The organism is Halomonas sp. A11-A (genome assembly GCF_003182195.1).
Taxonomy (GTDB): Bacteria; Pseudomonadota; Gammaproteobacteria; order Pseudomonadales; family Halomonadaceae; genus Halomonas; species Halomonas alkalicola.
On record NZ_QGTM01000003.1, the window covers coordinates 202962 to 225523 of the forward strand.

The 22562-nt window shown below is 69.0% G+C and carries 19 protein-coding genes and 1 pseudogene; 11 read left to right on the plus strand and 9 right to left on the minus strand.

Annotation, left to right across the window (positions count from 1 at the left end; genetic code table 11):
* Positions 1 to 29: 29 nt before the first annotated feature.
* A complete protein-coding gene (locus tag DER72_RS04385) occupies positions 30 to 3710 on the minus strand; it encodes an ATP-binding protein (RefSeq protein ID WP_110068768.1) in 3681 nt (1226 codons plus the stop codon).
* 572 nt (positions 3711 to 4282) lie between these two features.
* Here DER72_RS04385 and DER72_RS04390 point away from each other — a divergent pair.
* Positions 4283 to 5242: a zinc metalloprotease HtpX gene (locus DER72_RS04390; RefSeq protein ID WP_110068769.1), complete on the plus strand. Its 960-nt coding sequence runs from the start codon at positions 4283 to 4285 to the stop codon at positions 5240 to 5242.
* Between the two features lie 69 nt (positions 5243 to 5311).
* Here the strand turns inward: DER72_RS04390 and DER72_RS04395 are convergent, their stop codons facing one another.
* Entirely contained in the window at positions 5312 to 5779 is a 468-nt protein-coding gene (locus DER72_RS04395) for a hypothetical protein (protein ID WP_110068770.1), read from the minus strand.
* A 135-nt stretch (positions 5780 to 5914) separates the two neighbouring features.
* Here DER72_RS04395 and nfo point away from each other — a divergent pair, with 135 nt between their 5' ends.
* The 6 genes from nfo (at position 5915) to DER72_RS04425 (ending at position 10452) form a co-directional block, all read left to right on the plus strand.
* Positions 5915 to 6763 carry a deoxyribonuclease IV gene (nfo, locus tag DER72_RS04400; protein ID WP_110068771.1) on the plus strand — a complete coding sequence of 283 codons (849 nt, stop codon included), beginning with the start codon at positions 5915 to 5917 and terminating at the stop codon, positions 6761 to 6763.
* Entirely contained in the window at positions 6760 to 7263 is a 504-nt protein-coding gene (locus DER72_RS04405) for a GNAT family N-acetyltransferase (RefSeq protein ID WP_110068772.1), read from the plus strand. Before nfo ends, DER72_RS04405 begins: the two co-directional genes overlap by 4 nt.
* 93 nt (positions 7264 to 7356) lie before the next feature.
* Positions 7357 to 8352, plus strand: coding sequence for a TRAP transporter substrate-binding protein (locus DER72_RS04410; protein WP_110068773.1), 996 nt, complete (start codon positions 7357 to 7359; stop codon positions 8350 to 8352).
* A gap of 66 nt (positions 8353 to 8418) precedes the next feature.
* Positions 8419 to 8907, plus strand: a complete 489-nt coding sequence (locus tag DER72_RS04415; protein ID WP_110068809.1) for a TRAP transporter small permease — start codon at positions 8419 to 8421, stop codon at positions 8905 to 8907.
* Positions 8904 to 10163: a TRAP transporter large permease gene (locus DER72_RS04420; protein ID WP_110068774.1), complete on the plus strand. Its 1260-nt coding sequence runs from the start codon at positions 8904 to 8906 to the stop codon at positions 10161 to 10163. The genes DER72_RS04415 and DER72_RS04420 overlap by 4 nt, the downstream gene beginning before the upstream one ends.
* A 91-nt stretch (positions 10164 to 10254) precedes the next feature.
* Positions 10255 to 10452, plus strand: coding sequence for a hypothetical protein (locus tag DER72_RS04425; RefSeq protein ID WP_258306188.1), 198 nt, complete (start codon positions 10255 to 10257; stop codon positions 10450 to 10452).
* Positions 10453 to 10469: 17 nt separating this feature from the next.
* Here DER72_RS04425 and DER72_RS04430 read toward each other — a convergent pair whose 3' ends face one another.
* The 3 genes and pseudogenes from DER72_RS04430 to DER72_RS04440 all read right to left on the minus strand — a co-directional run bounded on the left by DER72_RS04430 (position 10470) and on the right by DER72_RS04440 (position 11913).
* Positions 10470 to 11093, minus strand: coding sequence for a DUF938 domain-containing protein (locus DER72_RS04430; RefSeq protein ID WP_110068776.1), 624 nt, complete (start codon positions 11091 to 11093; stop codon positions 10470 to 10472).
* A gap of 142 nt (positions 11094 to 11235) precedes the next feature.
* Positions 11236 to 11352 (minus strand): annotated as a pseudogene (locus DER72_RS04435) (S4 domain-containing protein); the annotation flags it as partial.
* Between the two features lie 102 nt (positions 11353 to 11454).
* Positions 11455 to 11913, minus strand: coding sequence for a YchJ family protein (locus tag DER72_RS04440; RefSeq protein WP_110068777.1), 459 nt, complete (start codon positions 11911 to 11913; stop codon positions 11455 to 11457).
* A 193-nt stretch (positions 11914 to 12106) separates the two neighbouring features.
* Here DER72_RS04440 and DER72_RS04445 point away from each other — a divergent pair, with 193 nt between their 5' ends.
* A complete protein-coding gene (locus DER72_RS04445) occupies positions 12107 to 14875 on the plus strand; it encodes a cation-transporting P-type ATPase (RefSeq protein WP_110068778.1) in 2769 nt (922 codons plus the stop codon).
* A 2-nt stretch (positions 14876 to 14877) separates the two neighbouring features.
* Here DER72_RS04445 and hrpB read toward each other — a convergent pair whose 3' ends face one another.
* Positions 14878 to 17337 carry an ATP-dependent helicase HrpB gene (gene hrpB / locus DER72_RS04450; protein ID WP_258306189.1) on the minus strand — a complete coding sequence of 820 codons (2460 nt, stop codon included), beginning with the start codon at positions 17335 to 17337 and terminating at the stop codon, positions 14878 to 14880.
* Positions 17338 to 17416: 79 nt separating this feature from the next.
* Here hrpB and DER72_RS04455 point away from each other — a divergent pair, with 79 nt between their 5' ends.
* Positions 17417 to 18433: an ArsJ-associated glyceraldehyde-3-phosphate dehydrogenase gene (locus tag DER72_RS04455; RefSeq protein WP_110068780.1), complete on the plus strand. Its 1017-nt coding sequence runs from the start codon at positions 17417 to 17419 to the stop codon at positions 18431 to 18433.
* Positions 18430 to 19647 (plus strand): organoarsenical effux MFS transporter ArsJ, encoded by a 1218-nt coding sequence (gene arsJ, locus DER72_RS04460; protein ID WP_110068781.1) that lies wholly within the window; start codon positions 18430 to 18432, stop codon positions 19645 to 19647. Before DER72_RS04455 ends, arsJ begins: the two co-directional genes overlap by 4 nt.
* A gap of 3 nt (positions 19648 to 19650) precedes the next feature.
* On the opposite strand, the gene DER72_RS04465 is transcribed toward arsJ, so the two are convergent.
* Genes DER72_RS04465 through DER72_RS04475 form a run of 3 tightly spaced genes read right to left on the minus strand, consistent with a single transcriptional unit; the run spans position 19651 to position 20848 of the window.
* Positions 19651 to 19956 carry a type II toxin-antitoxin system RelE/ParE family toxin gene (locus DER72_RS04465; RefSeq protein WP_110068782.1) on the minus strand — a complete coding sequence of 102 codons (306 nt, stop codon included), beginning with the start codon at positions 19954 to 19956 and terminating at the stop codon, positions 19651 to 19653.
* Positions 19941 to 20129, minus strand: a complete 189-nt coding sequence (locus DER72_RS04470) for a hypothetical protein (protein ID WP_110068783.1) — start codon at positions 20127 to 20129, stop codon at positions 19941 to 19943. The genes DER72_RS04465 and DER72_RS04470 overlap by 16 nt, the downstream gene beginning before the upstream one ends.
* A 38-nt stretch (positions 20130 to 20167) precedes the next feature.
* Entirely contained in the window at positions 20168 to 20848 is a 681-nt protein-coding gene (locus DER72_RS04475) for a TetR/AcrR family transcriptional regulator (RefSeq protein WP_110068784.1), read from the minus strand.
* A 226-nt stretch (positions 20849 to 21074) separates the two neighbouring features.
* Here DER72_RS04475 and xdhA point away from each other — a divergent pair, with 226 nt between their 5' ends.
* Entirely contained in the window at positions 21075 to 22538 is a 1464-nt protein-coding gene (gene xdhA / locus DER72_RS04480; RefSeq protein WP_110068785.1) for a xanthine dehydrogenase small subunit, read from the plus strand.
* Positions 22539 to 22562 lie beyond the last annotated feature (24 nt).

Consider the following 22562-nt stretch of genomic DNA (forward strand, 5'->3'; position numbering starts at 1 on the left):
CATGGCGCCATCGCTGTGGATCATATCGCTCATGAGGCGGCCTCCTCGGCACGGGCCTGGAGGCGCTGGGCCAGGCGACTCAGGCGCGGCTCGATGCGCTTGAGGCGGCGCTTCTCCGGGGCCGCCTCGTCGCGGTCGATCAGGTAGCGATTGTGGAACAGCAGCAGCACGTCCGACTCGGGGTTGGGGAAGGCGCCGACGATATGGATGCGGTTGTTGTCACAGGCGTCGAACAGCTTCTCGACGTTGTGATAGGCCAGGGTGCCGATCTCGTCGATGGGCCAGTGGATGGCGATCTCGGCCTGGCCCCGCAGCAGCCGGGTAAAGGCGAGCAGGAACTTGCACAGGATCAGGTAGGCCATGCCGTGGCTGGAGGACTCCAGAAGCTGGCGGTCGTTACGGATCACCAGGTCGGTGCCGCCCTCATTGAGGTGCAGCTCCAGGCGCAGCAGGCTCTCGAAGCTGTACTGCTGGTCGCTGCGCAGAAGCTCCACCACGTCGGCCAGGGCATCGAGGTAGTCGTCACTGGGCAGCGGCTGGCCGGACTCCCGCCACTCCCGATAGCGCTGGGCAAAGCGCTTGAGCGGCTCCCAGAAGCCCAGCTCGTCGATGGTGGACTGGATCTTCACCTCGGCGCGACCGATGCCCTCCAGCCGGAGGTCGTCGGCCACCTCGTCGGAGAGCCGCCGGCTCTGGGCGTTGATGCGGCGGTTGAGGTCGCGGAACACGGTGAAGAACTTGTCGAGGTCGTCGCTGAGGTTGCGCCCCTCCTGCAGCAGTTGCTGTTGCTGGCCCTCGAGCAGCTGGAGCATGTCGCGCAGCACCCCGAGCAGGCGGCGCGGGCCAGGATCCTCGAGCCGGCCGCGCTCGGCCTCCAGGGCGTCCTGGAAGTCGACGCTGGCCCCCTTGACCAGCTCGACCTCGATCTTCTCGCAGCCGCGGCGCAGCTCGTCGAGCTGGCGGGCATGGTCGGCCAGCGCCTGGCGGGCGCGCTCGATGCGCTCGGCGGCATCGCCCGGCGCTTCGCCGCGGGGCTCGGCGGCGGGCGCCAGCGCCAGGTCGGCGAGCTTGTCGAGCAGCGGCGCCAGGGTCTCTACCAGCGCCTGCTCGGCGTCGCGGCGGACCTTGAGCTCGCCCACCGCGGCCTGGTGCGCCTGGCTGGCCGCACGGAAGTCGGCCCTGTGCTGCTCGCGCTCGCGCTCCGCCGCCTGGCGTTCGCGGTCGAGCGACGCCTCCTTCTCTACCAGCCGGGGCTTGCGCTCGCCCCACTCCACGCGCATGAAGCGGGCGTAGTCGTCGAGCTCCTCGCGGCGCGCCTCGGTCGCACGGATGCGCTTGCCGAGGGCCTCGAGGCGGGTGCGGGTCTCTCCGAGGCGGACGGTGTCGACGCCCTGCTCGGCGAGCTCGCGGTCGAAGGCGGCCTGCAGCTCCTCGCGCTGGCGGCGGTTCTCTTCCTTGAGCTCGCCGAGCTGACGGCGGTATTGCTGGATCTGCTGTTCGAAGCCGGACAGCCGACCCTGGTAGTCGGCGGTCAGCTCGAGACCCTGAGCGCGGTGGGTCTCCGCCAGTGCCGCCAGGGCGCGCTGTCGCTCCTCGCTCAACGCCTGCTGGGTCGCCTGCTGCTGCTCCAGGGCCGCGCGGCAGGCGAGCTGGCGGGCCTGCTGGGCGCTAGCGTGGCGCTCCTGGCAATGGCGGCGGGCCTGCAGAGCGTACTCCACCTCCTCGCCGGCACGCCGGCTGGCGCTGCGCCCGCGATCGAGGCGCGCGGTGGCGCCCTGCACCCTCTCATGGCGCGCCCTGAGGGCCTTCTCCGCCGCCTGGATCGCCGCCTGGGCCTCGCCGAGTGCCTGCTCGGCGGCCTCGATCTCGGCCAAGAGACTAGCCTCGTCCTGGGCGTAGTCGGGCAGCGCGATGGCGGAGAGGTTCAGCGCCAGGCCGAAGAGGTCGTCGCTGGCCTCGTCGTTAAACTGAGGCGCCAGGTCACGACGCTCGAGCAGCGCCGGGGCGATCACCTTGCCGAGGGTCACTTCCCAGCCCGGGCGATGGTGACGCAGGAAGTGGCGCAGGCTGCCTTGGGCAGGGTCGCGCTGCACCCGCAGCGTCTCGAGGTGCGCCTCGGCCCGGGAGCGCTGCGCCCGGGCCAGCTCCAGCTCGCGCTCAGCGACCTCCCGCGCCTGCCGGCACTCATCCAGCTCGCTGCGCAGGCTGTCGACCGCCGCCGTGGCGGCCTGCTGCTCGCTGCGGGCCTGATCGACCCGCGCCTGGGCGAGCTCGGCCTCACGGGCCTCCTCCGCGGTCTGGGGGGCGTGGGCCAGCTGCGCCTTGAGTTCGGAGAGCCGGGCGGTGCCCTGCTCCAGGCGTCTGCGGTAGTCGTCGTCCAGGGCCTGACGGCGCGCCTGGTAGTCGGCCTCGAGGCGACTCTGCGCCTCGCGCTGGGCCTCCAGGCAGCCCTCCTTCTCCTCGCCCAGGGCGTCGATCAGCGCCTGGATCTCGTCGCGGCGCTGCTCCAGCAGGTCGCCCAGCTCCACCAGGCGGGCCTCGAGCCGCGCCTTGCTGGCCCGGAACGCCTGCTCCATGAGCTCGAGGTGGTCACGCAGCTGCTGCTGCTGCTCGCGCCACTGGGGCAGCGCCTTGAGGTCCTGCTCGAGGCCCGGCATGTCGGCCTCCTCATAGGCCTCGAAGCGGCGCTGCAGGTCGTCCAGGTCTCCCCGGGTCTTGTCCAGCTCGCTGTCGAGCTCGCTTACGCGATCGTTGAGGGCATCGCGGGTCTCGCGGTAGGCCTGCTCGCGGGCCTGGAAGTCGCGCTGGCGCTGGCTGAGCTCGGCCTCGAGGTCGGCCCGGGTGCGCTCGGCGCGGTGGCGGTCGGCCTCGAGCTGTGGCCTGAGCTGCCACAGCGAGGCCTCGAGGTCGGCGAGCTCGCGATCGAGGCTCTCGAGGGCGGCCAGGGAACGCTGCAGAGGGTCCAGGCGCATGGACTGCCGCATACGGGCGATCCACTCCCGCGCCTTGGTGTTGCGAATGCGGGTGACCGGCAGCTCGACGCCGTCCTCCTCGAAGATCGCCGCCAGCATGGTCTTGAGGGTGTCCATCTTGCCCTCCTTGGCGTGCACCGCCGAGACCAGCTTCTCCATATGGCGAATGCGCTGCCCTGGGCGCACCAGGCTGAAACGGGCGGCCACCTGACGCAGGCGCAGCCCGTCGCGGCTGTTGGCCCGGGGCTGGGCATCACCGACTTGGGTGAAGTCGTTCTGGATCACCGAGCGATATTCGGAGGTGGCGCCGAGCTTGGGGGACAGCGAAACCCCCTGACGACGCAGGCCGTTGGCCCACTGGGCGTAGTCCAGGGCCGTCACCCCGGCCTCGCTCTCCACCAGGTAATCCTCGGGCCGATAAGGCGCGCCGACGAAGCGGTACTCGACGCCACCTTCGCTCCTGCGAGTCAGCACCGCCTGGCAGACGTCCCCCTCCTCGCGGCGATACTCGTAGATGAGGTAGCTGTTGCGGTGAGGCAGGTAGAAGGCATCGAACTTGAGCCGGGTGCGCGGGACGACCCGGTTGGGCAGCTCCCCGTAGAACACCGGTACCAGGCGCTGCAGGGTCGTCTTGCCGGAGGCGTTGGTACCGCAGATGTTGGTGTGGCCATCCACACTGAGTTCGACCACGCCATCCAGGTGGCCGTGAATCATCACGATGCGTAGCAGCTGGGCCATGCCGCGTCCTTGATGCTTGCCGTTGGGATCGAGGCCTGGCGGTGGGCGCCGGGCGATCCTGTGCCTTTTGCAAATGGCAAAGTATGCTACAAAGCGGGGGGGTGACACAAAGACGAAAGGGGACGGGCGGGAGGGTAATCGGCGGGTGTGTAATCGAGAGGGGCGAAGCGGACGGCGCGAGAGGATTGGCCGACTCAGCCGAAAAGCGTCGAGGGCCCTCCCTGGCCCTGCGCCATCATCATGTCAAACGATGGCAATCAGACGATGTAGGCGCGAATGGCGTCGCTGGCGGCGCGCTGCGCCATGGCGGTGGTGGCCCAGTACTCGAGCACTTCGTTGTCCAGAACGATCGCCTGGGTGAAGGTTGACATGGCGTGTCTCCTTGTTGGAAAAAAGACTATATAACCCAGGATTTTCGATATTTCAATGCGCGGAATGAATTTCCATACCGTTGCGCGAGCGTAACGATATTTAACGAAAACAACCCGTTACGCCTGAATCGCAAACAACATCAGCGAGTTGCTCTCTCCCATTGAGAGCTATCAGCCCATTGAGAGCCATCAGGAGCCATCGTGACTCATCATCTGGCCGCCCAGCGGCTCAGAAACGCTCTGCAGTACCTGCTAATCCTGGCCGGCCTGGCCCTGCTGCTGGCGGTGCCCGGCTACATGCTGGCGGGCGCCTTCGGGGTGGCCTGGGCCTTCGGCCTGGTAGTGCTGACCCTCTACCTGGGCGGGCGCATCCCGCCGCGCCTGGCGCTCGCCCGCGCCAACGCCGGCCTGCTGCGCCGTCACCAGGCGCCGGCGCTCTACCGGGTGCTGGATCTTCTCTATCGCCGCGCCGGGATCCGCGCCGAACCCCAGCTCTTCTACGTGCCGTCGGCGGATCTCAACGCCTTCGCCGTGGGGGACGCCCAGGAGGGGGGCATCGCTCTCACCGATGGCCTGGTGCGCACCCTCGACCTGCGCCAGCTGGCCGGAGTGCTGGCCCACGAGGTGAGCCATCTGCGCCACGGGGATACCCGGGTCATGTCCATGGCGGCGACCATGACGCGCCTGACCATCTGGGGCGCCTTCCTGGTGCAGCTGGGGCTTGTGTTGATGCTGCCCATGGTACTGGCCGGGGAGCTCTGGATGCCCTGGCCGGCACTGCTGGTGGTGGCCCTGGCGCCCTCGGCCAGCACCCTGCTGCAGCTGGCGCTGTCGCGAAACCGGGAGTTTACCGCCGACCTGGAGGCCGCCGCCCTGACCCGGGACCCGGCCAGCCTGGCGTCGGCCCTACAGGTGCTCGAACATCATCAGGGGCTGTGGCTCACCTCCCTGCTGCTCGGCCAGAGGCCACCGAGCTGGTTCCGCCTGCTGCAGACCCACCCGCCCACCGAGGAGCGCGTCCGCCGCCTGCTGGCCCTGGCCGAGCGTCAGCCGCCAAGGCGCCCCTCGCCTCGCCCCTATGTGCCGGACGACCCGCTGAGGCTCCAGCCCCCGGAGCCCCTGAGCCACCGCGACTGGCTCTGGCGCAGGCCGGGGCGGTAACGCAAGAGGCGACCCCGAAAGGTCGCCTCTTGTTCGCGCCCGGGCCCCGCTCGGCGGGGTGCCTTCGGCTTATTCGGCAGGCATCTGCTGCTGTTGCATCTGCTCCTGCATCTGGCGCATCTGCGCCTCCTGCTCCTCGGCCAGACGCTCGAGCTCGTCGCGCTGCTCCTGGGTCAGGGTGTCCTGGATGCGGGCCTGCATCAGGGCGCTCTCGGCGGTCATGTCGCCGGTGAGCTGGCCGAGCCGCTCGGCGTCACGGCGAATGGCGGCCTCGTCATAGCCCGGGCCGATCTGCTCGTGGATCTGCATCTGCACGCCCTGGGCCTCGGCCTGGAGCGACTGCAGCCGCTCCTGGCCCTGGGTCAGCAGTGACACCAGCTCCTGCTCCTGGCCGGCGTCCAGCTCGACCAGCTGGTCGAGCTGGGCCACCTGCTGCTCGGCGCTGGGCACACCCTGGGGCATCTGCTGGGCGATGGCCGGGGCGGCCAGAGCGAGGGTGAGGGCACCGGCGACGACGAGGGGCTTGGTAAACGACATGCAATCTCCTGAAAAATCATGGGTATTCATTGACCCTAGCACGCTGCCGGCGCAGATGACACCCCGCGCCCCGCGCCGAGTTGCGCTAGAATCTCGAGCCTCTAGCGTGACACCACAGGAGCCATCCCGTTCACCATGAAATATATCGGAGCCCACGTCAGCGCCGCGGGCGGCGTCGATCAGGCGGTGCTGCGTGCCGTCGAGATCGGCGCCAACGCCTTCGCCCTGTTCACCAAGAACCAACGTCAGTGGAACGCCAAGCCGCTGGATGATGCCACCGTCGAGGCGTTCCGTGCCGCCTGCCGCCGGCACGGCTTCGGCCCGGGGCAGATCCTTCCCCACGACAGCTACCTGATCAACCTCGGCCACCCGGAAGCGGAGGGCCTGGCCAAATCCCGTGCGGCCTTCGTCGACGAGATGCAGCGCTGCGAGCGGCTCGGCATCGATCTGCTCAACTTTCATCCGGGCAGCCACCTGAAGAAGATCAGTGAGTCCGAGTGTCTCGCTCGCATCGCCGAGTCGATCAACGAGGCACTGGCACGGACCCGCGGCGTCACCGCGGTGATCGAGAACACCGCCGGCCAGGGCAGCAACCTGGGCTGGCGATTCGAGCATCTGGCCGAGATCATCGAGCAGGTGGAAGACAAGCGTCGCGTAGGCGTCTGCCTCGATACCTGCCACGCCTTCGCCGCCGGCTACGACCTGCGCACCGCCGAGGCGACCACCGCCATGCTCGACGAGTTCGAGCGGATAGTGGGCATCGAGTACCTCAAGGGCATGCACCTCAACGACGCCAAGAGCGAACTCGGCAGCCGGGTCGACCGCCACCACAGCCTGGGCCAGGGCAATATCGGCCTTGCCTGCTTCACCGCCCTGATGCGCGATGCGCGCACCGACGGCATCCCCCTGGTGCTGGAAACCATCGAGCCGGCCATCTGGGCCGAGGAGATCGCCTGGCTGCGCGCCCAGCAGGAGGCCCCATGACGGGTTCATCGCCGATCGGCATTCGCGCCTACGACCCCGCCGACTGGCCCGCCGTCTGGGCGATGCTCGAGCCGGTATTCCGCGCCGGGGAGACCTACGCCGTGCCCCGCGACATTACCGAACAGGAGGCCCACCGGATGTGGATCGAGCTGCCCCGAGCGGTGCGGGTGGCGGTCGATGTGCAGGGCAACCTGCTCGGCACCTACTATCTCAAGGCCAACCAGGCCGGCCCCGGCGACCACGTGGCCAACTGCGGCTATATCGTCGCCCCGCAGGCCCGCGGCCTCGGCGTGGCCGGGCGGCTGTGCGAGCACTCCCTGGCGCTTGCCCGGGAGCTCGGCTTCAGCGCCATGCAGTACAACCTGGTGGTGGCCACCAACGAGGTGGCAGTGAAGCTGTGGCAGAAGCACGGCTTTACCATCGCCGGCACCCTACCCCGGGCCTTTCGCCACCCCGAGCACGGCCCGGTGGACGCCCATGTGATGTACCGGCTGCTGTAGCCGTCGCCGAAGCCATTGACCGGCCTCCCCGGGGCGGGCATGCTCAGCAGGGTATCGAACCGCAAGACGCTGACAGCACAAAGGAAAGCAATAATGAAAGGCTTTGCACGCAGCACGCTGGCCATGGGCATCTCGCTTGCCATGATGGCCTCCGCCAACGCCTCCGAGTTCTCCGAGATGGATCCGGTCACTCTGCGCCTGGCCCACGTGGTCAACGAGCAGGACGGCTTCCATATCGCCGCCGTGAAGTTCCAGGAGCTGGTTCAGGAGCGCACCGAGGGCGCTGTCTCCGTGGACATCTACCCCAACGCCAGCCTGGGCGACGAGCGCACCCTGCTCGAGGGCATGCAGATCGGCACCGTGGACATGGGGGTGATCACCAACGGGCCGGTGGCCGGCTTCGTCGAGGAGATGGCGGTCTTCGAGCTGCCCTTCCTGTTCCCGAGCCCCGAGGCCGCCTACGAGGTGCTGGATGGCCCCATCGGCCAGGAGCTCCTCGACAAGCTCGCCGAGGTCAACCTCAAGGGCCTGGCCTACGCCGAGCGTGGCTTTCGCAACCTGACCAACAGCATGCGTCCGGTATCGAGCCCCGACGACCTCGACGGCCTGCGCATCCGCGTGATGGAGAACCCGGTCTACATCGACACCTTCCGCGAGCTCGGCGCCAACGCCATCCCCATGGCCTGGACCGAGGCGCTGACCGCCATGCAGCAGGGCACCATCGATGGCCAGGAGAACCCGGTCAACGTCATCCACTCCTTCAAGCTGTACGAAACCCAGGATCACATGACGCTGACCCGGCACACCTATGCGCCAGCGCTCTTCGTGATGGGCATGCCGAGCTGGAACCAGCTGCCCGAGGCCGCCCAGGAGGTGCTGGTGCAGGCCGCCCAGGAGGCCGCCGAGCACGAGCGCCGCGTCAACGCCGAGATGGAGGCGGAGCAGCTGGCCGAGCTGCGCGAGGCGGGCATGCAGATCATCGACGATGCCGACCTCGAAGCCTTCCAGGCCGCCGTGGCGCCGGTCTACGAGAAATACGGCGAGCAGTTCGGCGACTACCTGGTGCGCATCCGGGAGGCGCTGGAGTAAGTGAGCCTGCTTGCGCGCTACCTGCTGCGACCCCTGCAGTTCAGTGAGCGCGCCATCGACGCCGTCATGCAGCCCGTGGTCTTCGCGGGCATGGCGGCGTTGATCGGCGTGATTACCCTGCAGATCGTCTCGCGGGTCTTCTTCACGGCGGTGGGCTGGACGGAGGAGGTCGCCCGTTTCCTGCTGGTGTGGATCACCTTCCTCGCCGCCACCCTCGCCTTCCAGCGCGGGCGCCATATCGCCGTGACCTTCGTGGTGGACGCCCTGCCCCGGCGCCTGCGCCAGCTCGCACGCATCGCCGCGGTGCTGGTGGCGTTGGGCTTCATGGTGGCGCTGGTGGTGATCGGCCATCGCTACATGCAGGTGCAGAGCTTCCAGAAGTCCGCCTCGCTGCGCCTCTCCATGACCTACGTCTATGCCGTCATCCCGATCGCTGCCGCGATCATGGCCTGGTATGCCCTGGTCGACCTGGTCGAGCTGCTGATCCAGGGGCCAGACGCCGCCCGCGACGATGACAAGGGTGGCAGCGGCACAGCCGAGGAGCCTTTGCCATGACCGGCGTGCTGTTCCTGCTCTTCTTCCTCTTCATGCTGCTGGGGGTGCCCATCGCCCTGGCCATCGGCGCCAGCACCCTGCTGGCCCTGAACGCCCAGGGCGTGCCGCTGATGGTGGTCACCCAACAGATGTTCCAGGGCATCAACTCCTTCGCCCTGGTGGCGGTGCCCATGTTCATCCTCGCCGGAGACCTGATGGCCCAGGGCAAGGTGAGCGAGAAGCTGGTCGACTTCGCCGATGCTCTGTTCGGCTTCCTCAAGGGTGGGCTCTCCATCGTCTCGGTGGGCGCCGGCATGTTCTTCGCGGCGATCTCGGGCTCCGGCGCCGCCACCACCGCCGCGGTGGGCTCGAGCCTGGTGCCGGAGCTGCGCAAGAAGGGCTACGACCCGGCCTCGGCGGCCAGCCTGATCGCCGCCAGCGGCACCATCGGCGTGGTGATTCCGCCCTCGGTACCGATGATCATCTACGCGGTGATCGCCCAGCAGTCGGTCTCAAAGCTGTTCCTGAGCGGCATCCTGCCGGGGATCGCCATGGGGCTGGGACTCGGCGCCATCGCCATCGTCCAGGCCTACCGCCGCAACTACCCCCGCGGCACCGAGCTCTCGCTGGCCACCATCTGGCGCACCTTCCTGAGCGCGAGCTGGGGGCTGATGACCCCGGTGATCATCCTGGGCGGCATCTTCTCGGGGATCTTCACCCCCAGCGAGGCGGCGGTGGTGGCGGTGAACTACGCCCTGCTGGTGTCGCTGTTCGTCTATCGCGACCTCAGCCTTGCCGACGTCTACCGCATCCTGATCCGCTCGGCGATCACCACCTCGGTGATCATGCTGGTGATCGCCACCTCGGCGGTGCTGAGCTGGACCCTCTCCAGCTGGCAGGTGCCCGGCGCCATCGCAAGCGCGGTGCTCTCGCTCTCCACCGACCCGCTGGTGATCATGCTGCTGATCGTGGCGGTGATCCTACTCACCGGGGTCTTCATCGAGACCGCCAGTGCCCTGATCATCCTCACCCCGGTGCTGCTGCCGCTGGTGACCCAGCTCGGCATCGATCCGATCCACTTCGGCATCATCATCGTGATGGGGCTCGCCATCGGCATGATCACCCCACCGGTGGCGATCAACCTCTACGTCGCCTCTTCGGTGACCCAGCTGCCGCTGGAGCGCATCACCCGGGCAATCCTCCCCTACCTGCTGGGGCTGATCGCGGTGCTGCTGCTGGTGGTCTATGTGCCGATACTCGCGGGCTGGTCGGGATGATCGTGAGGCGACTTGACCACAAGCCGGCCAGCCAACAGGCTGGCCTGATTCTGCCCTATGCCACTGAAGGCATGCCATGAAGGAAAGCCCCGTGATTGAACCCAGACGCTTGCCGCTCGCCGCCGCCGGCCTGGCCCTCGCCCTGCTCGCCGGCTGCACGACCTACACCTTTCCCGACGGCAGCCAGGAGACCCTGTGGGGCGTGCCCACCGACGACGAGACGCTGACCCGCGAGGAGCGCGACCGCCAGGCGCCCCGCTACCGGGTGCCCGGCGAGATGCCGGAGTAATCCGGCAGGGCGGCCCCTCAGGCGGTGGAGAGGGCTCGCTCCCTGACGAAGACCACGCTGAGGTTGTTGGCGGGCATTTCCACGACGCGGGCGAGCTCGAGGCCACGGCACGTCGCCTCGGCCACGACCGTCTCGAGGTCGCGCACGCCCCAGCGAGGATCGCGGCGCCTGAGGCTGGCATCGAAGGCGGCGTTGCTGGGTGCGGTGTGCTCGCCGCCCCGCCGATAGGGACCGTAGAGATAGAGTGTGCCACCCGGCACCAGGCGCTCGCCGGCGCGGGCCATCAGCGCCTCGGTGACCGCCCAGGGCGAGATGTGCAGCAGGTTGATGGCCACGATGGCGTCGAAGGGCCCTGCCGGCCAGCTGGCGGGGTCGGTAGCGTCGAGGTACCGCGGCGCGGCCAGGTTGGGGAGCGCCACCGTCTCGCGCCAGGCGGCGATGGAGGCCAGCGCCTCGTGGGTAGGGTCGCTGGGCTGCCAGTGCCAGCCGGGCATGGCCGCGGCGCAGTGGAGGGCATGCTCGCCGCTGCCGCTGGCCACCTCCAGCACCCGGGCCCGCTCGGGCAGGACCTGGCGCAGCACCTCGAGGATCGGCTGGCGGTTACGGGCCGCGGCGGGGCTTTGGAGACGGGCATCGCTCATGGTGGCTCTCGGTCGAGGGAGGGATCGCTACTTCTTTTTTCTGCCTCGCGGCTTGCCGGCCACGCCGCCCTTGGGGCCTGGCCCCGAGGAGCGCCCGCCCCTGGCCGCCGCTGCCCCGGGTTTCCGGGTGCCAGCGGGCTTGGCGCCTGCCGTCGATGCGCACGTTGCCCTGCTCGATGTAGCGGTCGGCTTCTCGCCGCGAGCACATGCCGCTTTCGCTGATGTACTTGTTGATCCGCTTGGAGAGGGTCTGGGCCATGGGACGCGTCCGGAACGTGGGGGAAAAGGGCCGAGGTGGCGAGGCTATCAGCCCGGCAGTGTAAGGGCTGACCCGCCCGCCGGCCAGCCGATGAGGAAGGGTCTAGCCTGCTCCGCAGCACTGCTTGAGCTTACGACCACTGCCGCAGGGGCAGGCCTCGTTGCGGCCGGGCTTGAGCCGGGTCAGCGTGGGGCGTCCCTCCAGGTAATACCACCGTCCGGCCTCCCGGCGAAAGCGCGAGGCCTCCTCCAGCACCCCGAAGCGCCGCCCCTCGCGGAAGGTGGCGCGGAAATGCACCTGCCCGCCATCGCCCTCCTCGCCGCTCTCCAGCACCTCGAGGCGCAGCCACCGAGTGGTCGAGTCCGCGGCGAGCTCGGCGGGGCGAGTGCTGGCATGCCAGCTCTCCAGCAGGTAGCCGGTGAGGCCCAGGGCGAAGGCGCTGTAGCGCGAGCGCATCAGCGCCTCGGGGGTAGGCGCCGGCTCGCCGGCGTGGAACCGGCCACAGCACTGGGCCAGGAACTGGCCGCTGCCGCAGGGGCAGCCATCGGCGGATGATGGCATGACGACTCCTGTACGAGTGAGGGTAGGTAACGGCTCGAAGCCAGCAGGGGATAACATCCATGATACCCGAATCGCGTTCATGGCCCTGTGATAACGAGGCCTTGCGATCACGCCTTGTCCTGGATCATTGCACTGCAACATGCTGTATGCTAGTTCTCTGGAAGTACCCGCCCACCAGCGCCGGAGGTAGAGGATGACCGACCCAAAACGCAGCGAGACCACCGCCTGGCACGCCCTGGCCGCCGACGAGGTTCTCGAGCGCCTCGACAGCTCGACCGACGGGCTCGCCGCCAGCGACGCCGAGCGGCGCCTCGAGGAGTATGGCCCCAACGAGCTCAGGCAGGCGGAGGCGCGGCCCTGGTGGAAGCGGCTGCTGGAGCAGTTCAACAATATCCTGATGCTGGTGCTGATCGTGGCGGCCATCGCCAGCCTCGCCCTGGGCCACACCCTGGATGCCGGGGCGATCTTCGGGGTGGTGCTGATCATCGCCCTGATCGGCTTCATCCAGGAGGGCAAGGCGGAGCAGGCCCTGGAGAGCATCCGCCAGATGCTCTCCCCCCAGGCCAATGTGCTGCGTGACGGCAAGCGCCAGACCATTCCCGCCGAGGAACTGGTGCCCGGTGATATCGTGCTGGTGGAGAGCGGCGACCGGGTGCCGGCGGACCTGCGCCTACTGGAGGCGCGGCGCTTTCGCACCGAGGAGGCGTCGCTGACCGGCGAGTCCACCCCGGTGGACAAGAACGGCGAGGCGGTGGCGGAGGACGCCGACCTGGGCGACCGCACCAGCATGGCCTACGCCAGCACCATCGTGGTCCAGGGCAACGCCCGAGGCCTGGTGGTGGCCACCGGCACCCACACCGAGATCGGCCGCATCTCCGAGATGCTGCGCGGGGTCGAGAAACTCAAGACCCCGCTGCTGCGCCAGATCGACCGCGCCGGGCGGGTGCTGGCCCTCTTCATCCTCGCCGCGGCGGTGCTTACCGGCATCTTCGGGGTGCTGGTTCACGCGCAGCCCCTGGGCGACATGTTCATGGCGGCGGTGGGCCTCGCCGTGGCGGCGATCCCCGAGGGGATGCCCGCCATCGTCACCATCGGACTGGCGCTCGGCGTGCAGGCCATGGCGAAGCAGAACGCCATCATCCGCCGCCTGCCGGCGGTGGAAACCCTGGGCTCCATCTCCACCATCTTCTCCGACAAGACCGGCACCCTGACCCGCAACGAGATGACCGCCCAGGCCATCTGGCTGCCGTCCGGGGAGGTGCGCATCGACGGGATCGGCTTCACCCCGGAGGGGAGCTTCCACCGTGTCAGCGATGGCGAGCCCGACCGCGAAGCGCTGGACCTGGACGAGGATCATGCCCTGCGCCACTTCCTCAAGGTGGGGGTGCTGTGCAACGACGCCGAATTGGCCGAGGAGCAGGGCCGCTGGACGATCCACGGCGACCCCACCGAAGGGGCCCTGGTGGTCGCCGCCGCTAAGGCAGGGCTGACCACCGAGGAGTTGCGCGGCAAGCACGCCCGCCACGACGCCATTCCCTTCGAATCCGAGCGCAAGTACATGGCCACCCTGCACACGCTGGACGGCGAGCAGCTGCTGCTGGTCAAGGGCGCGCCGGACCGCCTGCTCGAGATGTGCCACCGGGTGCGCGACGACGGCAACGACATCGAGCTCGACGTCGGCCTCTGGGAGAAGCGCATCAACGACCTCTCCTCCCGGGGCCTGCGCGTGCTGGCGCTGGCCGAGAAGCGGGTCCACGACATCCATGAACTGGCCGACGAGCACGCCGAAGAGGGGCTGGTGCTGCTCGGCCTGGTGGGCCTGCTCGACCCTCCCCGGGACGAGGCCATCGAGGCGGTCAAGGAGTGCCTGGCCGCTGGCATCCGCCCGGTGATGATCACCGGCGACCATGCGGTGACGGCGCTCGCCATCGCCCGCCAGCTGGGCTTCGCCCACACCGAGCGCGCCATCACCGGCCGCGAGATCGAGGCGATGTCCGATGCCGAGCTCGAAGAGGTGATCCTGGAGGTGGACGTCTTCGCCCGGGCCGCGCCGGAGCACAAGCTGCGCCTGGTGCAGGCGATGCAGGCTCGGGGCGGCATCTGCGCCATGACCGGCGACGGCGTCAACGACGGCCCGGCGCTGAAGCGAGCCGATGTGGGCGTGGCCATGGGCATCCAGGGCACCGAGGCCGCCAAGGAGGCCGCCGAGATGGTGCTGGCCGATGACAACTTCGCCACCATCGTCGGTGCCATCCGCGAGGGGCGCAAGGTCTACGACAACATCCGCAAGACCATCACCTTCATTCTGCCCACCAACGGCGGCCAGGGCCTCGCCATCATGCTCGCCGTGCTGGCCGGCTCCACCCTGCCGGTGACCCCACTGCAGGCGCTGTGGGTCAACATGGTGGTGGCGGTCACGCTGGGCCTGGCGCTGGCCTTCGAGCATGCCGAGAAGGACATCATGACCCGCAGGCCCCGGGACCCCGACGCCTCCCTGCTCGACCTCTTCCTGCTGTGGCGGGTGGTATTCGTCTCGCTGCTGCTGCTGGCGGGCGTCTTCGGCATGTTCAGCTGGATCCAGGCCCAGGGTGGCAGCGTCGAGCTCGCTCGCACCGGCGCGGTCAACATGCTGGTGATGGGCAGCGCCGCCTACCTGATCAACAGCCGCTACCTGCTGCGCAGCACCCTCTCCCTCGAGGGGCTCTTCGGCAGCCGGCCGGTGTGGGTCTCCATCGGCGCCATCGTGGTGCTGCAGCTGGCCTGGACCTACCTGCCCTTCATGCAGGTGATCTTCGCCAGCGAAGGACTCGGCATCGGCCACTGGGGCGTGATCCTGGCCGGCAGCCTGGCGATCTACCTGATCGTGGAGCTCGAGAAGCGCGTGCTTCGCGCCCGCGGCGTCAGCGGCCAGCCGGCCGCCAACCATGGCAGCCGCGACCATACGGAGGCCGAGTCCTCCTGACGCTATTTGCGCTTGGTGCGGGCGGTAGCCTCGGCAGTCGTGGGGTCCTCCGGCCAGGGGTGCTTGGGGTAGCGGCCGCGCATCTCCTTGCGTACCTCCGGGTAGCCGCCCGCCCAGAAGCTCGCCAGGTCCGCGGTGACCTGCAGCGGACGGCGCGCCGGCGAGAGCAGGTGCAGCAGCACCGGCTCGCGGCCGTCGGCGACCCTGGGCGAGGCCTGCCAGCCGAAGCACTCCTGCAGCTTCACCGCCAGCACCGGCGGTTTGCCCTCGAGACAGGGCGCATAGTCCACCCGGTGGCTGGCACCGCTGGGCACCGGGAGCCGCTCCGGGGCCAGTTCGTCCAGGCGGGCGTGAAGCGGCCAGTCGAGGGTGTCGAGCAGCAGGCGCGCCAGGGGCAGTCGCTCCACGGCGTCGAGCCGGGTGATGCCATCGAGATGCGGAGCGAGCCAGGTCTCCAGGGTCGCGAGCAGGGCCTCGTCGGACCAGTCGGGCCAGGCTGCCTGCTCATCAGAGTCGAAGGTGCGGCGCAGAAGCGCCACCCTCCCCTGTAACTGAGTCAGGACGTCATCCCGGGGGAGCCCCCGGGGGAGCCCCCGGCGGCGCAGCGCCTCGATCAGCGCCGCCCTGACCGCCTCGGCCGGCGGCTTGGCCAGGGGCCTTCGCTCCAGCACCACCGCGCCCAGGCCGCGCACCTGCTCGCCGATCAGGCGGCCTTCGGCGTCGGACCACACAAGGCTCGCCCGCCACTCGCCGCACTCGGGATAGAGCACTTCCATCCGCTTTTGAGAGAGCCCCACGGCGCGAAAGATCCGCGCCCCGCTCGCCTCGCCGTCCAGCTCCACCGCCACCAGCAGCGCGGCGTGGGCCAGGGGGTGGTGGTCGGGCAGGGTCGCCAGGCCCCCGCCGGCCAGGCGAAAGCGGCCCGGGGCATCCAGGCGCTGGGCGATGCGCTCCGGATAGGCCAGCGCCAGCAGCTCACCGAGCGGGGCCAGGCCTGCCACCTTGAGGCTCACCTGGGCGATACGGGCCAGCCGCTCGGCGTCCCGCTGCCACTGGCGGTGCTCCCTCGGCGCCTTGAGCCGTGCCTGCAGGGCCTGCTCGAGGTCACGCTCGTCGTCCAGGCCGCGCCCTTCGAGCAGCGCGACCAGGGCGCAGGCCAGCGGCAGCGCGTCGAGCGCTCGGGCGCGCTCCAGCATGGCCGCGAGACGCGGATGGGTGGGCCAGCGGGCGGCCCGGCGACCCAGCTCGGAGAGGTGGTGCTCGGCATCCAGCAGCCCCAAGCGCCCGAGCAGCTCTCGGCCGGCGGAAAGTGCCGCGGCGGGGGGCGGTGTCACCCAGGCGAGGCTACCCGGGTCGGTCACGCCCCAGCGCGCCAGTTCGAAGGCGAGCGGGGCGAGGTCGGCCTGGCGCATCTCCGGCTCGCCGTGGGGAACGAGCGGCTGCTCCTCGGCCCAGAGCCGCAGGCAGAGGCCGGGGCCCTGGCGGCCGGCGCGGCCCCGGCGCTGGTCGGCACTGGCGCGGTTGACGCGGCGCGTCTCAAGGCGGGTCAGGCCGCTTCGCGGCTGGAACACCGGCACCCGCTCCTGGCCGGCGTCCACCACCAGGCGCACGCCGTCCACGGTGACGCTGGACTCGGCGATGGCGGTGGCGAGCACGACGCGGCGTCGCCTCTCGGGGTCCGGGCGCAGGGCGCGGCGCTGAGCCTCGAGCGGCAGGCGGCCGTGGAGCTCCATGACGGCAAGCTCGGGCGACCGGCTCGATAGCTCCCGGGCCAGGCGACGGATCTCCGCCACCCCGGGGAGGATCACCAGGGCGTCGCCCTCCTGCTGCCCCATGGCGTCGAGCAGCGCCCGGGCCTGCTGGGGCGCGGTCTCCTCCCGGGCGTTGAGGGCGCGGTAGCGAGTCGCAACGGGAAAGGTGCGCCCTGGGCAGTCGATCACCGGGGTGCCCTCGCCCAGCACGCCGAGCAGGGCCTCGACGTCCAGGGTCGCCGACATCACCAGGAGGCGCAGATCGTCGCGCACCGACTGGGCGTCCAGGGCCAGCGCCAGGCCGAGGTCGGCCTCCAGGCTGCGCTCGTGGAACTCGTCGAAGAGGATGCCGGCTACCCCCTCCAGCAGCGGGTCCTCCTGGAGCATGCGGGTCAGCACGCCCTGGGTCACTACCTCGAGGCGGGTGTGCGGGCCGACCCGGCTCTCGCCGCGCATCCGGTAGCCCACCGTCTCGCCTACGCTTTCCCCCAGGCTTTCCGCCATAAAGCCGGCGGCAAGCCGCGCCGCCACCCGCCTTGGCTCCAGCAGCAGCAGCCGGCCCTCGCGGGCCCAGGGGGCCTCGAGCAGCGCCAGGGGCACCCGCGTGGTCTTGCCGGCGCCGGGCTCGGCCACCAGCAGTGCGCGCGAGTGTGCCGCCAGGGCGGCCTGGATGGCGTCGAGCCGCGCCTCGATGGGCAGGCCGGCTGTCATCGAACTGTCACCTGAATTCATATACGATTCGCCATATATGCTCGCTCTCCACTTCCCCTGATACCCAAGGAGCCTTCCCATGGCGATACGCATCGGCATCAACGGTTTCGGCCGCATCGGCCGCCTGGCCCTGCGCGCCGGCTGGACGAACCCGGAGCTTGAATTCGTGCAGATCAACGACCCGGGCGGCGACGCTGCCACCTTCGCCCACCTGCTGCAGTTCGACTCGGTGCACGGCCAGTGGACGGGCGGCGGCGATGATATCACGGCGGACGACGGCGCCCTGACGGTGGCCGGCCGGCGCATCGCCTTCACTGCCAACCGCGAGATCGAGGCCACCGACTGGACCGGCTGCGACGTGGTGATCGAGGCCTCGGGCAAGATGAAGACCACCGACAAGCTCCAGGCCTACCTGGAGCAGGGGGTCAAGCGGGTGGTGGTGAGCGCCCCGGTAAAGGACGAGGGCGTGCTCAACCTGGTGGTGGGGGTCAACGACCATCTGTTCGACCCGGCCCGGCATCGCATCGTCACGGCGGCGAGCTGCACCACCAACTGCCTGGCACCGGTGGTCAAGGTGATTCACGAGAACCTCGGCATCCGCCACGGCTCCATGACCACCATCCACGACATCACCAACACCCAGACGATTCTGGATGCCCCCCACAAGGATCTCAGGCGCGCCCGGGCCTGCGGCATGAGCCTGATCCCGACGACCACAGGCTCCGCGAAGGCGATCACCGCCATCTTCCCCGAGCTGACCGGCAAGCTGAACGGCCACGCCGTGCGCGTGCCGCTCGCCAACGCTTCGCTCACCGACATGGTCTTCGAGGTCGCCCGCGAGACCACCGAGGAGGAGGTCAACGCCCTGCTGAAGGAGGCCGCCGAGGGCGAACTCGCCGGGATCCTCGGCTTTGAAGAGCGCCCGCTGGTCTCCATCGACTATCGCAGCGACCCGCGCAGCTCCATCATCGATGCGCTCTCCACCATGGTGGTGGCCGGCACCCAAGTGAAGCTCTACGCCTGGTACGACAACGAGTATGGCTACGCCTGCCGCACCGCGGAGCTGGCCGCCAAGGTAGGCAAGGCCGACTCATGATCGCCCGCGTCGCCGCCCTGCCCCGGGAGATCCGCCAGTACCTGCTGGTCACCGGCAACTACTGGGCCTTCACCCTCACCGACGGCGCCCTGCGCATGCTGGTGGTGCTCTACTTCCACCAGCTGGGCTACTCGGCACTCGAGGTGGCGCTGCTGTTTCTCTTCTACGAGTTCTTCGGGGTGGTGACCAACCTGGTGGGAGGCTGGCTGGGGGCGCGACTGGGACTCAACCGCACCATGAACCTGGGCCTCGGCCTGCAGGTGGTGGCGCTTTCCATGCTGCTGGTGCCGGTGGCCTGGCTCTCGGTGCCCTGGGTGATGGCCGCCCAGGCGCTTTCGGGCATCGCCAAGGACCTCAACAAGATGAGTGCCAAGAGCGCCATCAAGACCCTGGTGCCGGCCGGCGACGCCGGGCATCAGTCCCTCTACCGCTGGGTGGCGCTGCTCACCGGCTCCAAGAACGCGCTCAAGGGCGTGGGCTTCTTCCTGGGGGGCCTGCTGCTGACCCTGATCGGCTTCCAGGGGGCGATACTCGCCATGGCGGTGATGCTGGCCGGGGTGCTGGCGCTGTCGCTTGCGCGCCTCGACGGCGATCTGGGCCGGGCCAAGGCCAAGCCGAAGTTTCGCGAGATGCTCTCCAAGAGCCGCGCCATCAATATCCTGTCGGCGGCACGAATGTGCCTGTTCGGCGCACGGGACGTCTGGTTCGTGGTGGCCCTACCGGTCTTCCTGGCCACCCAGTTCGGCTGGGACAGCTGGCGGGTGGGGGGCTTCCTGGCGCTCTGGGTGATCGGCTACGGAGCGGTGCAGGCGGTCGCCCCCAGGATCACCGGGGGCACGGCGGGTCGCGGTGCCGCCATCGCCTGGGCCTCGGCGCTTACCGCCCTGCCGGCGCTGATCGCCCTGGGTCTTGAAGGACAGCTCCTGGCGGCGCAGCCGCAGCTGGTGCTGCTCGGGGGGTTGATGCTGTTCGGCGTAGTGTTCGCGGTGAACTCCAGCCTGCACAGCTTCCTGATCGTGCGCATGGCCCGCTCGGACGGGGTCTCGCTGGACGTGGGCTTCTACTACATGGCCAACGCCATGGGGCGGCTGATCGGCACCCTGCTCTCCGGCTGGCTCTACCTCGCCGGTGGCCTCGTCGCCACCCTTTGGGTCTCCAGCGCCCTGCTCGCGGCCACCGTGCTGATCAGCCTGGCGCTGCCGAAGGAGGCTTGACGCCTATAGAGGGAAGCGCTCTGTATTTTCCAACAGACGACGCCCATGGATGACGGCCAGAATCAGGATGCGCTCAGCCTCAACGCGATAAATCAGGCGGTAGCTATAGACAAAGCGCTCACGAATATTCGCCTCACCAAGTTCGGGCACGACTCTGCCCAGCTCAGGAAATTCACCTAGCGCCCGTGCCGTCTCCACCAGCTTGGTCACGACAGCACGCGCATAGAAGGCAGAATCTCGCTCGATATACTCGGCGATGAGTTCCAGATCCTCGAGCGCCTCTGGTGACCAGGCTAGCGGTCGAGCCACTTTGTCAGCTTCCGCTCGACCTGTTCTTGGCTGAGAGCCCCCTCGGTCTCAGCACGCTGACTGCCTCTCTGTACCTTTTCTACGACGTAGAGATGGTACTGGATATCTTCCATCGTACAGTCCTCGGGCAGGGACTCGAGCAGTTGCCGCACATTATCCTTGGCCGTATTCATGGCTTCACCTTTTTCAACATGCGCCAGACAACACTCTATCATGCCCCGCTCCCGGGCGGTCTCACCCCACATCCCTTGAGGATCACCCGAGTGAGGAAGGCAGTGATCTGCTCGACATCGGCGTCACTGAGCTCACCCTTGCCGGTGATGCCCAGCACCTGAGCCTCGAAGTCGGCGTAGTGCTGGGTGGCAGACCAGATCAAAAAGATCAGCCAGACCGGCTCCACCGGATCCATCAGGCCGCGCTCGGCCCACTGGCGGAAGATCGCTCCGCGCCCCTCCACCCAGGCGCGCAGCTCGCCGCTCAGGTACTCCTGCAGGAAGGGAGCCCCGGCGAGGATCTCGGCGGCGAACAGCCGTGAGCCCTCCGGGTGGCGCCGGGAAAGCGCCATCTTGCTGCGGATGAAGGCCTCCAGCACCTCGGCGGGATCATCGTCCACCGAGATATCGTCCAGCAGGGCGTTCCAGCGCGCCATCATCCGCTCCAGCAGCCGTATGTAGAGCTCGCGCTTGCTGCCCATGTAGTAGAGCACGTTGGACTTGGGTAGCCCCGCCGCCTCGGCGATGGCCTGGACGCTGGCGCCGCGATAGCCGTGGGCGGCGAAGATCTTCTCCGCCGCGGCGAGGATCTCGCGCTCGTTGCGCTCACGGGTCGCGCCCCCGGCCTCGTCTCTCTCCCGCGTACGGCGTATCGCCGCCGGCCTCGCGACTTCAGTCATCTACCCGCTCCCTGTGCCAGTGGTCTCTGCCGAGAGTGCCGCACCGCGGCAGTGCATGCAATTGCCGGCCGCCTCGGGATGGCGACATAAGGCGAAGGTCGCGGACGATCGGCTTGCAAAATCGGCCATCGTTGCCCATGCTGAAACCATCCTGACCACATGGTCAACATATCGACTTCCCTGATGGTCGATGACGCCCCCAGCGATCAATAACAGAGACAATGTCATGATCGACTTCCTGCTCAACGGGCAGCCCCGCCGGTGCGAGGCCACGCCCGATACCAGCGTGCTCGAGCTGCTGCGTGACTCCCTCGGCCAGACCGGCACCAAGGAGGGCTGCGCCTCCGGCGACTGCGGCGCCTGCACCGTGGCCATCGGCGAGGCCGGCCCCGACGGCCGGGTGCATTACCATAGTGCCAACGCCTGCATCACCCCCGCCCACCAGCTCGAGGGCCGGTCGCTTGTCACCGTGGAGGGACTCGCCCAGGGCGAGGCCCTGCACCCCGCCCAGGCGGCCATGGTGACCTGCCACGCCAGCCAGTGCGGCTTCTGCACCCCGGGGATCGTGATGTCGCTCTTCACCCTGCACGAGGAGACCCGGCAGCGGCCCGCGCCGCTGACCCCCGAGCGGCTCGAAGCGGCGCTAGGCGGCAACCTCTGCCGTTGCACTGGCTACCGTCCGATCCGCGACGCGGCCCTTTCCATGGGGGAGCACCCTTACGCGCGCCCCAAGTGGCTGGATCTCGCCGTGGATGCCAGCGCACCCTCTCAGGAACCCACGGCCGATAACGCCTTCGTGCAGCCCGTGACCCTGGCCGAACTGGTCGAGGAGCGTCGCCGCCACCCCGAGGCGCCCATCGTCGCCGGCGGCACCGACCTCTGGCTGGAGGTGACCCAGCGCCTGCGCCGCTTCGAGCGTCTGGTGGACGTGACCCGGGTGGCCGAGCTCACCGCCATCGAGGCGGCCACCCTGGCGGATGGCCGCGAGGGCTGGTGGATCGGCGGTGCGGTGACCTACACGCGCCTCGAGCCCCTGCTGACCGAGCACTATCCCGCCTTCGCCCACTTGCTGCACCGCCTGGGCTCCGCCCAGGTGCGCAACCGCGGCACCCTGGGGGGCAATATCGCCAACGCCTCGCCCATCGGCGACACCCCGCCGGTGCTGCTGGCGCTGGGCTCGCGACTTCGGCTGGCGGGGCCGGACGGTGAAAGGGAGCTATCCCTCGACGACTTCTTCCTGGACTACAAGCAGACCGCACTGCTCAAGGACAAGGGCGAGGTGATCCGCGCCGTTTTCCTGCCCCGACCCGAACCGGGGCGACACCTCAAGGTGTGGAAGCTGTCCAAGCGTCGTGAGGATGATATCTCGGCGGTGCTGGGCGCATTCTCCTGGCGCCTGGAAGACGGCGTACTGCGTGAGGTGCGCCTCGCCTTCGGCGGCATGGCGGCCATACCGAAGCGGGCCGCCGCCGCCGAGGCGGCGCTGGAGGGTCAGCCACCCACGGCGGCCAGCTTCCAGGCGGCCCGTGTCGCCCTGGGGCAGGCGTTCTCGCCGATGAGCGACGTGCGCGGCAGCGCCTACTACCGCACGCTTTCCGCCGCCAACCTGCTGGAGCGGCTGCGCCTGGTCATCGCGCAGCAGCAAGCCCACTCTGACCGGGAGGTGATGCTCCATGCGTACGCTCACTAAGCTCAATAAAGCGCCCGGTGCCGC

Coding starts and splice junctions, on each gene's coding strand:
- DER72_RS04385 (WP_110068768.1), bottom strand. CDS start 3,710: ATGGCCCAGCTGCTACGCATCGTGATGATTCACGGCCACCTGGATGGC.
- DER72_RS04395 (WP_110068770.1), bottom strand. CDS start 5,779: ATGTCGTTTACCAAGCCCCTCGTCGTCGCCGGTGCCCTCACCCTCGCT.
- nfo (WP_110068771.1), top strand. CDS start 5,915: ATGAAATATATCGGAGCCCACGTCAGCGCCGCGGGCGGCGTCGATCAG.
- DER72_RS04405 (WP_110068772.1), top strand. CDS start 6,760: ATGACGGGTTCATCGCCGATCGGCATTCGCGCCTACGACCCCGCCGAC.
- DER72_RS04410 (WP_110068773.1), top strand. CDS start 7,357: ATGAAAGGCTTTGCACGCAGCACGCTGGCCATGGGCATCTCGCTTGCC.
- DER72_RS04415 (WP_110068809.1), top strand. CDS start 8,419: ATGCAGCCCGTGGTCTTCGCGGGCATGGCGGCGTTGATCGGCGTGATT.
- DER72_RS04420 (WP_110068774.1), top strand. CDS start 8,904: ATGACCGGCGTGCTGTTCCTGCTCTTCTTCCTCTTCATGCTGCTGGGG.
- DER72_RS04430 (WP_110068776.1), bottom strand. CDS start 11,093: ATGAGCGATGCCCGTCTCCAAAGCCCCGCCGCGGCCCGTAACCGCCAG.
- DER72_RS04440 (WP_110068777.1), bottom strand. CDS start 11,913: ATGCCATCATCCGCCGATGGCTGCCCCTGCGGCAGCGGCCAGTTCCTG.
- DER72_RS04445 (WP_110068778.1), top strand. CDS start 12,107: ATGACCGACCCAAAACGCAGCGAGACCACCGCCTGGCACGCCCTGGCC.
- hrpB (WP_258306189.1), bottom strand. CDS start 17,337: ATGACAGCCGGCCTGCCCATCGAGGCGCGGCTCGACGCCATCCAGGCC.
- DER72_RS04455 (WP_110068780.1), top strand. CDS start 17,417: ATGGCGATACGCATCGGCATCAACGGTTTCGGCCGCATCGGCCGCCTG.
- arsJ (WP_110068781.1), top strand. CDS start 18,430: ATGATCGCCCGCGTCGCCGCCCTGCCCCGGGAGATCCGCCAGTACCTG.
- DER72_RS04470 (WP_110068783.1), bottom strand. CDS start 20,129: ATGAATACGGCCAAGGATAATGTGCGGCAACTGCTCGAGTCCCTGCCC.
- DER72_RS04475 (WP_110068784.1), bottom strand. CDS start 20,848: ATGACTGAAGTCGCGAGGCCGGCGGCGATACGCCGTACGCGGGAGAGA.
- xdhA (WP_110068785.1), top strand. CDS start 21,075: ATGATCGACTTCCTGCTCAACGGGCAGCCCCGCCGGTGCGAGGCCACG.